The organism is Pseudomonas sp. Sample_20, assembly GCF_004307585.1.
Classification (GTDB): Bacteria; Pseudomonadota; Gammaproteobacteria; order Pseudomonadales; family Pseudomonadaceae; genus Aquipseudomonas; species Aquipseudomonas atacamensis.
Window position 1 is genome coordinate 80,983 of record NZ_RCOA01000062.1, and the last position, 12,093, is coordinate 93,075.

Consider the following 12,093-nt stretch of genomic DNA (forward strand, 5'->3'; position numbering starts at 1 on the left):
GGCTCTCAAATCAGATTTTCAGAAGTTCGTTGAAGGCGCGGGCGCGGCGGGTCACTTCGGCGCTGCTCTCGGCGCCGAACAAACCGTGGATCACGGCGAGCAGATCGACACCGTGCTCGACCAGCGGCGCGGCGTTATCGAGGGTGATCCCGCCAATCGCGCAGATCGGCAAGTGCAGCGTGCGTTTGGCTTCGTCGAGCAAGTCGAGGCTGCAACTCGGCGCACCGGGTTTGGTGGTGGAATTGAAGAAGCGGCCGAAGGCAACGTAACTCGCACCTTCTTTGGCGGCTTGTTCGGCCAGAGCGATTTGCCCATGGCAAGTCGAACCGATGATCGCTTTCGAACCGAGCAGGGCGCGGGTCGGCGAGAGCGGGCCGTCGGTCTGGCCCAAGTGCACGCCGACGTTGAGGCGTGCGGCCAGCTCGGCGTCATCGTTGATGATCAGTTGCGTCTTGTAGCGCTCGCACAGGTTGCGCAACGCCTCGGCCTCGCGCAGACGGCGGGCCTCGTCGCTGCTCTTGTCGCGGTATTGCAGCAGGGTGACGCCGCCGTCGAGCGCCGCCTCCACGTAAGACAGAAACTTGCCGGTCAGCAACTGGCTGTCGGTAATGGCATACAGGCCACGGAGTTTCATCGGGCAGACCTCACGACGTTACGAGCAGAAATCCAGCGGCAGGCGACGCGGCACGAACTGGCCTTTGCCCAGTTGTTCGGCATCGCGCAAAGTGCGCCAGGTGTAATCCAGCGCGCTGCGCACGGCACTGGCCAGGTGCTCGCCCTGGGCCAGGCGACCGGCCAAAGCGCTGGCCAATGTGCAACCGGAGCCGTGGTAGCTGCCCGGCAGGCGCTGGCAGATAAAGGTTTCGCGCAGGCCGTCGCGGCTGTACACGCGGTTATGGATTTCAGTTTCGTCGCCATGGCCGCCGGTAATCAGCAGGTTTTTGACGAATGGCAGGAGTTTTTCCGCGCACTCGTCGGCCGTGCCTTCGGGCAGTTCGGCGAGGATGCGCGCTTCAGGAAGATTGGGCGTGGCAATGATCGACAGCGGCAGCAGACGTTCGCGCATCGCGTAGCCGACCTCGTCCTTGCCCAGGCGTCCGCCGCCGCCGGCACGCAGCACCGGGTCGCAGACCACTGGCAGGTGCGGGTGCGCCGAGAGCAGTTCGACCACGGTGTCGACCATCTCCAGCGAACCGAGCATGCCCAGTTTCACTGCGGCGACTTCGGAGTCGTTGAGCACGGCGTTGGCCTGGGCCAGTACCCACTCACGGTCGAGGACGCGGAAGTCAGTGACGTTGACGGTGTCTTGCACGGTCAGGGCGGTGACGGCCGGAGCCGCATGGCAACCCTGCGCGAGCAGGGCTTCGATATCTGCCTGCAAGCCGGCGCCACCACTGGGGTCGTGGCCGGAGAGACAGAGGACAACGGGGCGGGAGCTGTAGATATTCATGGTGCGCGAGCTTACCACCAAAGCTGATTTTGGGGTTCAGTACTCACGGTGTTTGCGAGCAGATTGTCGGACAACCCCGCAGTCTTTATTTGGAGCACATTTGTGGCGAGGGGATTTATCCCCGTTGGGCTGCGAAGCGGCCCCAAACCCTGCAATCCGGTCCTTTCTGACACACCTCGCTGGATGGACTGGCGACTGCTTCGCAGCCGAACGGGGATAAATCCCCTCGCCACAATTGGTCATCTATCAAGGAGGCTGTCGTCGCGAGTTGACCAACCCAACAGCTCTATCTCGGTGCTTTGCCCTGGAACGCCCGTTCTAGAGCCGTTGTAGGAAAAATTTCCATGGTGCTCAATGGCCATCAACGGCTATGCTAGGCTGGATCCAAACAATCACAGGTAATACCGGTTTTACGTCTACTCAAAGGGAATGGGGGGCTTCCTGACACAACCGGACGAGCCACGCTGGGGCTTCAATGCGCTATTTGCTGATGTTGCTGTTCTGCTTGCCCCTCATGGCGAGCGCTGTCGAATTCGACGAATTCACCCAGAGCCTGCCACTGGGCCGATCGCTGCAAGTGTTCGAAGACCCGAGCGGTCAGGCGACGATTGCCGACGTCCGTGCGCAAGACGCCGCCGGCCAGTTCAAAGCCCACGACAAAGCCACGCTGAACGCCGGTTACTCGCGTTCGGCGTTCTGGCTGAGGATCGACCTGCATTACCGCCCGAGCAACCCGGCCGCCCAGCGCACCTGGTTGCTGGAACTGGCCTATCCGCCACTCGATCACCTCGATCTGTACTTGCCTGGCGCCAACGGCGAATACCGACTGGTGCGCCAGACCGGCGATGCCTTGCCCTTCGCCAGTCGCGAGATCCGCCAGAACAATTACCTGTTCGACTTGCCGTTCAAACCGGATCAACAGCAGACGCTGTACCTGCGACTGGCCAGCGAAGGCTCGATCCAGGCGCCGGTGACGTTGTGGTCGAGCACCGCGTACCTCGAAGACCAACCGGTGCGCCTGTATGTGCTCGGCATCATTTATGGCGTACTGCTGGGGATGCTGGTCTACAACCTGTTCATCTACCTGAGCGTGCGCGATACCAGCTACCTCTATTACATCTTCTATATCGGCTCGTTCGGCCTCTATCAATTGTCGGTGAATGGCGCGGCGGTCGAGTATTTCTGGCCGGACAACCCATGGTGGGCCAACGCCGCGACGCCGTTCTTCATCGGTTGCGCCGGGCTGTTCGGCAGCCAGTTCGCCCGCAGTTTCCTGCAGACCAAGACCCACAGCCCCTGGCTGGATCGCTTGCTGATCGGCCTGATTGCCTTCAGTGCACTGGTGATCGGTCTGTCGCTGATGACCAGTTACGCCCTGGCCCTGCGCCTGGCGACCACACTGGCGCTGACCTTCACCGTGGTGATCTTTGCCGCCGGGATCCTTGCCTGGTGGCGCGGCCTGCGCGTGGCGCGTTACTTCATCATCGCCTGGTCGGCATTCCTGCTCGGCGGCATCGTCAATACGCTGATGGTGCTGGGCCTGCTGCCCAACGTGTTTTTGACCATGTACGCCAGCCAGATCGGCTCGGCGATCGAGGTTGCGCTGCTGTCGCTGGCGCTGGCCGATCGCATCAACGCCATGCGCGAACAACAGGCGCAGACCTTGTTCGACGCCGGGCAGAAACTCGAAGTGCTCAACCAGCAACTGGCCCACAGCAACAAGCTCAAGGACGAATTCCTCGCCACGCTGACTCACGAACTGCGCACGCCGATGAATGGGGTGATCGGTTCGCTGGAGCTGATGCAGACCGTCGACCTCGATCCCGAGCTTGAGCAATATCAACAAACCGCCGCCGGTTCCGCCCGCGACATGATGCGCATGGTCAATGGCATCCTTACCCTCACTGAATTGCAGGCCGGCAAACTCAAGGCGACGCCGGGCAGTTTCAGCCTGCGCGCAGTGGTCGAGGCGTTGCGCGTGCAGTTCGAAGGTAATGCAGCGAGCAAGTCGCTGGACTTCAAGGTCGAGGTGCTGCCGACCCTGCCGGATCGCTTGCTCGGCGACAGCGCGAAACTGGCGCAGTGCCTGGAATGCTTGCTGGACAACGCCATCAAGTTCACCCGCGTTGGCGGGCTGGCACTGCGCGTTACCGGGCGGCCGTCGGCGGATGAGCGCATGGCGCTGTCGTTTGCGGTGATCGACACCGGCATCGGTTTCACTGATCTGGGCGAGGCGACCCTGTATCAGCGTTTCTTCCAGCTCGACGGTTCGATGACTCGTGAATATGGCGGCTTGGGGGTGGGTCTTGCGATCTGTCGGCAACTGGTCGAATTGCTCGGCGGCAAACTCACCCATCGCTCCGAGCCGGGACGCGGCAGCCGCTTCCAGCTCGATGTCGAATTCGAACTGCCGGTGATCGAAGCGCCTGCGGATCAGCCGACTCGCGATTGCATTCGTGCGCCGCAGGACTGCACGGTGCTGCTGGTGGACGACAACAGCGTCAATCAACTGGTGATGCGTGGCATGTTGCTCAAGCTCGGTTTTCGCGTGCGCAGCGCTGACAACGGCGCCGCCGCGCTGGACTGCCTGCAACGGGAAAGTTTCGATGCAGTGCTGATCGATTGCCAGTTGCCCCGCCACGAAGGTGCATCGCTGTGCTGCCAGATCCATGCATTGCCAGGCTGCGCGCATTTGCCAGTGTTCATGCTGGCGCTGGGTGCGGATCGCGAACAATGCGCCCCGGGCGCGGCAATCGACTATCTGCCCAAACCGGTGAAATTCGAGGATCTGCAGGCTGCCTTGCAGCGCCGCGTGCTCAGTTGCTGATGGGGTAAAAGCGCCGCAAAAACGGCGCCTATGACACTTTGTTCAAAAAAACACCAGTGCTTAACTGGTGCCATTGCTGAACACGGAGCGCCGTCATGAACCTGCATCAGTTCGCCGAAACCCACGAAGTCACCAATCAGCCGCCGTCGCTGGACGGCACCAACCTGTACCGCATCGACCTGCCGCTGCAGGAGTGGTCGCGGCGTTTTGGCGCCGGTTGGGCCGAGGCGCGGATCGATGCCTATGGCGCACTCGCGGGTGGGCCGCTGATGGAAGCGGGGTTTCTCGCCAACCAGAACAAACCGGTATTTGCCAGCCATGATCGCTACGGCCATCGCATCGATCTGGTCGAGTTTCACCCGGCTTACCACGAGCTGATGCGCACGGCGATTGAACATGGCCTGACCTCGCTGCCGTGGGCGCACCCGCAGGACGGCGCACATGTCGCCCGCGCGTCGATGACCTATCTGCACAGCCAGGCCGAGGCCGGCAGTGGTTGCCCGCTGACCATGACCTTCGCCAGCGTGCCGGCCCTGCGCTTGCAGCCGGAGCTGGCTGAGCAGTGGCTGCCGAAAGTCCTCGCCACCGACTACGATCCGCGCAACGTCGGCATGGCGCACAAGGCCGGCGTGACCATCGGCATGGCGATGACCGAGAAGCAGGGCGGCACCGACGTTCGCGCCAACACCACCAAAGCCTATCCGGTCGGCGCCAGCGGCCCGGGTCAGGCCTATGAGCTGGTCGGGCACAAGTGGTTCTGCTCGGCGCCGATGTGCGACGCCTTCCTGACATTGGCGCAAACCGACAAGGGCTTGAGTTGCTTCCTGCTGCCGCGCCATCGCCCGGACGACACGCGCAATCAGTTCTACATCCAGCGTCTGAAAAACAAACTCGGCAACCAGTCCAACGCCTCCAGCGAAGTGGAGTTTCGTGGGGCGCTGGCATGGATGATCGGCGAAGAAGGGCGCGGCGTGCCGACCATTATCGAGATGGTCGCCATGACCCGTTTCGATTGCATGGTCGGCTCCAGCTCGCTGATGCGCCAGGCGCTGACCCAGGCCAGCCATCACTGCGCGCACCGCAAGGTCGGCGGCAAATTGCTCAGCGAGCAGCCGCTGATGCAAAACGTGCTGGCCGATCTGGCCCTGGAAAGCGAGGCCGCGCTGGCGCTGAGTCTGCGCATGGGCAAGGCGCTCGATCATCTGGATGATCGCCACGAAGCGCAGTTCGCGCGGCTGGTGACGGCAGTGGGCAAATACTGGATCTGCAAGCGCGCGCCAGGAATGATCAACGAAGCCGCCGAATGCATGGGCGGTGCTGGATACGTCGAGGACAGCATCCTGCCGCGCCTGTACCGGGAAGCGCCGGTGAACTCGACGTGGGAAGGGTCGGGGAATGTGCAATGTCTCGACGTGCTGCGCGCGTTGTCGAAGGAGCCGGGTGTGTTGGATGTGCTGTTCAGCGAATTGGGCGATGGCCATGGCGACAAACGTCTGGCCGCGCATATCCAGCAGTTGCAGGCGCAGTTCAAGGACACCAGTGACATTCAGTATCGGGCGCGGCAACTGACCGAAGACATTGCCCTTGGATTGCAGGCCAAACTGTTGCTGGAGGCTGGCCACTCAGTGGTCAGTGATGCCTTCATTGCCAGCCGCCTCGGCAGCGGTGGCCGCGTCTATGGTGCGCTGCCGCGTGGGCTGGACGTCGAAGCCATCGTCGCCCGCTCGACGCCACAGCTTTTCTGACCCACCTCAAATCCCCCCCCCCTGTGGGAGCGAGCCTGCTCGCGAAAGCGGTGTGTCAGTCGACATCTTTATTGGATGATCCACCGCATTCGCGAGCAGGCTCGCTCCCACAGGGGACATCATTGGTCTGCAGATTTAAGTGTCGCCACAACGCCACTGTTCCCGTGCGTCCACGATGCAGGCAAGATGAAGCTCTGCAAGTCAGAACACAGGAAGCTGATCGTGACCGAAGCGTTTATTGTCGTTCAAACCGCCGAACAAGCCGTGGATCGTCTGGCCGAGCTGCATGAGCGGGCCACCACTGCGCTGAATTCTGCCCTCAAGCGTTACCTCAAGGACCGCGTCGAGCCCGACGCCGAACAGCGTGCCCTGTTTCGTTATCCCGAACTGCGTCTGACCTACCACTGCCAGGGCGAAGTGCCGCAGACCACCCGCGCTTACGCCAAGGTGCAGCTGCCGGGCACTTACAGCGTCACCGTCACCCACCCGGCGGCGTTTCGCAAATACCTGCTCGAACAACTGACGCCGTTGATGCACGACTTCACCGTGACCGTCGAAGTCGGCGTCAGCCAGCAGAACATTCCGTATCCGTATGTGGTCGAGCAGGGCGATGAACTGGCCGGTTCCGGCGTCACTGCAGCGGTGCTGGCGCGGGTGTTCCCGAGTACCGATCTGTCCGCCGCTACCGATGGCATTGCCGACGGCCTCTACGACTGGGAAAACACTGATCCGCTGCCACTGGCGCTGTTCGACGCCGCGCGCGTGGATTTCTCGCTGCGCCGGCTGGTGCATTACACCGGCAGTGACTGGCGCCATGTGCAGCCGTGGATTCTGCTGACCAACTATCACCGCTACGTCGACCAGTTCATCGTTCATGGTCTGGAGCAGTTGCGCCGCGACCCGCGTTTCGTGCGCATGGTCCTGCCGGGCAACGTGATCATCGAGAAGAGCATGGACCACGGCGAAGCCTCGGCGATTGCCGCCGGTGTGGTCTGGCACCGTTACCAGATGCCGGCCTATCACCTGATCGCCAGCGATGGCCACGGCGTGACGCTGGTGAATATCGGTGTCGGCCCGTCCAACGCCAAGAACATCACCGATCACCTGGCCGTGCTGCGCCCGCATTGCTGGCTGATGATCGGCCACTGCGGCGGCCTGCGTCAGTCGCAGACCATCGGCGATTACGTGCTGGCCCACGCCTACATGCGTCGCGACGGCATTCTTGATCGGGTGGTGCCGCCGAATATTCCCATCCCGGCACTGGCCGAAGTGCAGCTTGCGCTTCAGCAGGCAGCGGCGAATGTCACTGGCGAGAAGGGCGACGATCTGAAGAAACGCCTGCGCACCGGCACGGTTCTGACCTACGACGACCGTAACTGGGAACTGCGCTGGGCTCAGGAACGGCCGCTGATCAACCTGTCCCGCGCGGTTGCGGTGGACATGGAAAGCGGCACGATTGCAGCGCAGGGTTATCGCTTGCGGGTGCCTTACGGCACGTTGCTCTGCGTTTCGGACAAGCCGCTGCACAGCGAAATCAAACTGCCGGGCTCGGCCAACGCCTTCTATGAGCGCGCGGTCAGCCAGCATTTGAAAATCGGCATCGAAGCGGTGGATCTGCTGCGTACCGAACTCAACTCGCTGCACTCGCGCAAACTGCGCAGCTTCGACGAGCCGCCGTTCCGTTAACGGTTAGTCGTGGTCATTTGGCGGTCGGGGCACTAGCATTGTCAGCCCTGATCGCTAAATGTTCTGTCTCTTATGTCCCGTCCCCCGCGTCCACCTTCCCGCCGTCCCGGCGTGAAGCCTCAGTCTTCTGCCCCGCGCCGTGTTGCCAAGGCACCACCGGCCGAGCCGAAACTGATCCTGTTCAACAAACCCTTCGATGTGCTGACGCAATTCAGCGACGGTGAAGGGCGGGCGACACTCAAGGATTACATCGATGTGCCGGGGATTTACCCGGCCGGACGCCTGGATCGTGACAGCGAAGGTTTGTTGCTGCTGACCAACGACGGCCAGTTGCAGGCGCGCATCGCCGATCCGAAACACAAACTGGCGAAGACTTATTGGGTGCAGGTGGAGGGCGAGCCGACGGCCGAGCAGTTGCAGCGCCTGCGCGATGGTGTCGAGCTGAATGACGGCATGACCCTGCCCGCCGAAGCGCGGCAACTGGCTGAGCCGCAATTGTGGCCGCGCAATCCGCCGGTACGCTTTCGCGCGACCATACCGACTTCATGGCTGGAACTGGTGATTCGCGAAGGGCGCAACCGTCAGGTGCGGCGCATGACGGCAGCGGTCGGGCTGCCGACGTTGCGGCTGGTGCGGGTCAGGATTGGCGACTGGACGATTGAAGGGCTGGATCAGGGCCAGTGGCGGGAAGTGCCGGCGCGCTTATAAGGCGCCGGATTCGATCAGGCCGATCACCACACTCTTGATGATGAACGCGGCCACGCCCAGGCCCAGCACGAAAAACAGAATGAACGAGCCGAACCGCCCGGCCTTGGACTTCTTCGCCAGATCCCAGACGATGAAACCCATGAAAATGATCAGGATGCTGACCAGACCGGTCATCATCCACTCTTCGAACAGTGCTGGATCCATTGGCGATCTCCGGCGCGGACAGGGCTGAAAGGGCGGCGGCGAGTATACGCCATGGTCGGTGGGGTGGCATTGATCTGGGGCTGATCCGCAATTGTTGCCCTCACCCTAACCCTCTCCCGGAGGGAGAGGGGACCGATCGGGGGATGCTGATGAGCTATGTCGACCTGTTCCAGCTGTTGCGAATCCGTAATCGACTCGGGCTTTCAGGTCGATGTATAACGCCTGACCCTGCGGTCGGCTCCCTCTCCCTCCGGGAGAGGGCTGGGGTGAGGGGCTTTTGCTCAGCTACGCAAATGAGTCAGCGGCAGTTCGGTGCTGTTGAGCACCTGATTCAGCACAAAACTCGACCGCACGCTGGTGACCCCCTCGATCCGGGTCAGGTGCCCCAGCAGTAATTTCTGGTAGTGATCCATATCCGGCACCACCACTTTCAACTGGTAGTCGGCATCCACTCCGGTCACCAGACTGCATTCCAGCACTTGCGGCAATGTGCGGATTGCCGCTTCGAAATTCTCGAAGCGTTCCGGCGTGTGCCGGTCCATGCCGATCAGCACATACGCGGTCAGGCTCAAGCCGAGCATCTTGCGATCGAGCAGCGCCACCTGGCGCGAGATATAGCCATCGTCTTCCAGCTGCTTGACCCGGCGCGAGCAAGGCGAGGGCGACAGACCGATGCGCTCGGCCAGTTCCTGGTTGGAGATACGGGCGTCGCGCTGCAATTCCGCCAAAATACTCAGGTCATACCGGTCGAGTTTGCTCATCAATCTGTCCTTGGTCGTAACTATTGCGGCGAATTATCTATCCAGGGTTAAAAATTGCGCAAGCAGTGTTTAATTGAGCAATTTTCGCAATCCTCTGTCGCGGCTTCAGGCCTATTCTTATCACCAGAATCACTGCTCGGTAACACAGTCCACGCGGCCCGCCCAATCAGGCCCGCCGCGGCCGCCACCCCCACCGGGGATGTGCCGGCCCCCGAGCTGCACGCTGTCCAGAAGACGGGGTGAGGTGAGCCGACGTCAAAAGCGTCGAGCCAGGACGAAGTTCTCAGAAGGGAGGCCGACGGGTCTCCCTTTTTTCTTGCCTGCGATTTCATGTTGGCGCCTCAATAAATAAGTCGCGCGACTGATAACCTGTTGCAGAACCCGATGGGGCTGTTTCGAGTCTCAGCAACAAGCCCTGCCAACGACAGGCTCCCGCAGTGAGGAAAAGCATGAATTCGCGCATCTGGCGTCTGGCCGGTGTTGGTTTGCTATGTGTGGGTGTCAGTGCGCAAGCGCTGGCCGATGAGCCGCAGAATCGCGGGCCGGGCAACGGGCCGCAGAACGACGGGATCATCCGTGGCGACAACAGCCGTCAGTTCGAGCACAACGGCCAGCCGCATAACAATGATGGTCAATGGCAGAACCGCAACCGTGTCGATGATCGTCCAGAACCGCCTCGCCAGCCGGGCAACAACCTGCCGATCCAGCCGCGACCCGACGCCGTGCACCAGACTCAGGAGCCGCGTCAGGGTTACTACCGCGACGAGCGCCCGCAGAACGGTTACCACAATCAACAGTGGCAGGCGCGGCCGCGTCCCGATGACAACCGCTGGCCGGGACGGCCCAACGGTCATGGCAATGGCTGGGGGCCTGGCCCGCAATATCGTCCGGGCCATGTGATCGATCGTTTTCCGGATCGTGATTACCGCGTGCCGTATCGCGGTCAGGATTACTTCTATTCCGGTGGCTATTGGTATCGCCCGCAAGGCCCACGCTACATCGTCGTGCAGCCGCCGCGCGGGATCCGCATCCAGTATTTGCCGGATTACGCCCGTGAAGTGTGGATCGGCGGCTCGCTGCTGTTCCTCGCCGCCGGTTCGTATTACGCCTATCAAGAGGCGACGCAGGATTACGTGGTGGTCGAGCCGCCGCTGCAGCAACTGCCGCAACCGCAAGCTCAGGGCTATGACGTCGAAGCCTACCCGGCCAACGGCCAGTCGCCGCAGCAAGTGCAGCAGGACGGTTACCAGTGCTCTCAGTACGCGGTGCAGCAAAGCGGTTTCGACCCGCGCACCGCGACCTATCAACCGGCACCCGAAGTGGTTCAGGCTTATCGCCAGGCGCAGGGCAACTGCCTGAGCAGTCGCGGTTACCAAGTCAATTATTGAGTGCGGGCGGCGAGCACCACTTCCTGTGGGTCGGCGTGCACCAGCACCTCGGCCTTCGGATATTCCTTGTGGATCGCCGCCGCCGCTTGATCGCTGATGCCATGGGCGACTGACAGGGTCAGTTCGCCCGGCAATTCCAGGTGCAATTGCACGAACCAGTGGTTGCCGGAAATCCGCGTGCGCAGGTCATGTGCACCCAGCACGCCGGGGACGCTGCAGGCCAGTTCGAGCATGTGCTGGCTGACATCGGTCGGCAACTCCTCGTCCATCAACACCGAAAAACTTTCCCGGGCGATCTGGATCGCACTCCAGAAAATGTACACGGCGATCCCCAGGCCAAACCACGCATCCAGTTGCGCAAAACCCATCCCGGCCAACACCAGCGCGATCAGGATGCTGCCGTTGAGCAGCAGGTCCGAACGGTAATGCAGCGAGTCGGCACGCACGGCGTTGGAGCCGGTCTGCTTGATCACCCGGTGCTGCAACATCAGCAGCGCCGCGGTCAGCAGCAGGGAAAAAACGATCACACCGATGCTCAGCCACGGCGCGCCAAGCGGCTCTGGTTTCTGCAAGCGCTCGTAGGCCTGAAACGCGATCAACACCGCGCTGCCACCAATGAACAACGCCTGGGCCATGCCCGCCAGCGATTCGGCTTTGCCGTGGCCATAACGGTGATCATCATCCGCCGGGCGCAAGGCGTAATGCACTGCCAGCAGATTGAGCATTGAAGTGACGCCATCCAGCGCCGAGTCGGTGAGGCCGGCGAGCATGCTCACCGATCCGCTGAGCCACCAGGCAATCGCCTTGGCGACGATCAGCGTGCACGCGACCGCCACCGAGGCGCGGGTCGCCAGCCGCAGCAGGCGGGCGTGTTCGGGGCTGGAGGTCATTGAACGTCCTTATTCAAGCGGCCGGTTGCAGACCGAACATCGCCAGTTGCTGAGTGCTGCCCTTGTGCTGGATCAGGCGCGGATCATCCAGAGGAAAATCTCGGCCCAGCTCGCTCTCGAGAATCGCCTGCAACTTGTGATTGTCGACCTGTCCATCCGGGCCGATGGCTTGCTTGAGCTTGGCCGGATCGATCTGCGCGGTGTGGCCTGGTTCGAAATAGATCGCCCCGGTGGCGAAGTCGACGGCAAACGCGATCAGCCCGGGAATGATGTAGAACAGCAGGCCGACGGCATCGAGCACGGCAATCGCCGGGTCGATCTTGCCGTCGATCTGGCCACGCCGGTCCGGGTAGAAAATCGAACCGCACGCCGACAGTTGCGTGAGCAGAGTGGCAACCAGAACACCGCCGATCAGGCGAGAGGGTAAGCGCATG

At 62.0% G+C, this 12,093-nt stretch carries 11 protein-coding genes; 5 read left to right on the forward strand and 6 right to left on the reverse strand.

Annotation, left to right across the window (positions count from 1 at the left end):
* Nucleotides 1-10: 10 nt before the first annotated feature.
* On the reverse strand, nt 11-634 hold the full coding sequence (gene thiE, locus D8U70_RS14350; RefSeq protein WP_122603844.1) for a thiamine phosphate synthase: 624 nt from the start codon (nt 632-634) through the stop codon (nt 11-13).
* Nucleotides 635-652: 18 nt separating this feature from the next.
* On the reverse strand, nt 653-1,450 hold the full coding sequence (locus tag D8U70_RS14355) for a hydroxymethylpyrimidine/phosphomethylpyrimidine kinase (RefSeq protein ID WP_007909650.1): 798 nt from the start codon (nt 1,448-1,450) through the stop codon (nt 653-655).
* 475 nt (nt 1,451-1,925) lie between these two features.
* Between D8U70_RS14355 and D8U70_RS14360 the strand changes: the two genes are divergently transcribed.
* The 4 genes from D8U70_RS14360 to D8U70_RS14375 all read left to right on the forward strand — a co-directional run bounded on the left by D8U70_RS14360 (nt 1,926) and on the right by D8U70_RS14375 (nt 8,416).
* Entirely contained in the window at nt 1,926-4,277 is a 2,352-nt protein-coding gene (locus D8U70_RS14360; protein WP_110646105.1) for a hybrid sensor histidine kinase/response regulator, read from the forward strand.
* 95 nt (nt 4,278-4,372) lie between these two features.
* Nucleotides 4,373-6,022: an acyl-CoA dehydrogenase family protein gene (locus D8U70_RS14365; protein WP_130929141.1), complete on the forward strand. Its 1,650-nt coding sequence runs from the start codon at nt 4,373-4,375 to the stop codon at nt 6,020-6,022.
* A 186-nt stretch (nt 6,023-6,208) separates the two neighbouring features.
* On the forward strand, nt 6,209-7,708 hold the full coding sequence (amn, locus tag D8U70_RS14370; protein WP_016773051.1) for an AMP nucleosidase: 1,500 nt from the start codon (nt 6,209-6,211) through the stop codon (nt 7,706-7,708).
* A 72-nt stretch (nt 7,709-7,780) separates the two neighbouring features.
* The gene (locus tag D8U70_RS14375) at nt 7,781-8,416 is read left to right on the forward strand and encodes a pseudouridine synthase (RefSeq protein WP_071173683.1); all 636 of its coding nucleotides are present in this window, start codon (nt 7,781-7,783) and stop codon (nt 8,414-8,416) included.
* Here D8U70_RS14375 and D8U70_RS14380 read toward each other — a convergent pair.
* Both D8U70_RS14380 and D8U70_RS14385 read right to left on the reverse strand, forming a co-directional pair.
* Nucleotides 8,411-8,620 (reverse strand): DUF2788 domain-containing protein, encoded by a 210-nt coding sequence (locus D8U70_RS14380; protein ID WP_016773053.1) that lies wholly within the window; start codon nt 8,618-8,620, stop codon nt 8,411-8,413. The two genes, D8U70_RS14375 and D8U70_RS14380, sit on opposite strands and share 6 nt — an antisense overlap.
* A 281-nt stretch (nt 8,621-8,901) precedes the next feature.
* The gene (locus tag D8U70_RS14385) at nt 8,902-9,381 is read right to left on the reverse strand and encodes an Lrp/AsnC family transcriptional regulator (RefSeq protein WP_007909658.1); all 480 of its coding nucleotides are present in this window, start codon (nt 9,379-9,381) and stop codon (nt 8,902-8,904) included.
* Between the two features lie 449 nt (nt 9,382-9,830).
* Here D8U70_RS14385 and D8U70_RS14390 point away from each other — a divergent pair, with 449 nt between their 5' ends.
* Nucleotides 9,831-10,769, forward strand: coding sequence for a DUF6515 family protein (locus tag D8U70_RS14390; protein ID WP_130929142.1), 939 nt, complete (start codon nt 9,831-9,833; stop codon nt 10,767-10,769).
* On the opposite strand, the gene D8U70_RS14395 is transcribed toward D8U70_RS14390, so the two are convergent.
* Both D8U70_RS14395 and D8U70_RS14400 read right to left on the reverse strand, forming a co-directional pair.
* A complete protein-coding gene (locus D8U70_RS14395; protein WP_056790613.1) occupies nt 10,763-11,659 on the reverse strand; it encodes a cation diffusion facilitator family transporter in 897 nt (298 codons plus the stop codon). The two genes, D8U70_RS14390 and D8U70_RS14395, sit on opposite strands and share 7 nt — an antisense overlap.
* A gap of 13 nt (nt 11,660-11,672) precedes the next feature.
* Nucleotides 11,673-12,092, reverse strand: a complete 420-nt coding sequence (locus D8U70_RS14400) for a hypothetical protein (RefSeq protein WP_016773056.1) — start codon at nt 12,090-12,092, stop codon at nt 11,673-11,675.
* Between the last annotated feature and the right edge of the window lies 1 nt (nt 12,093).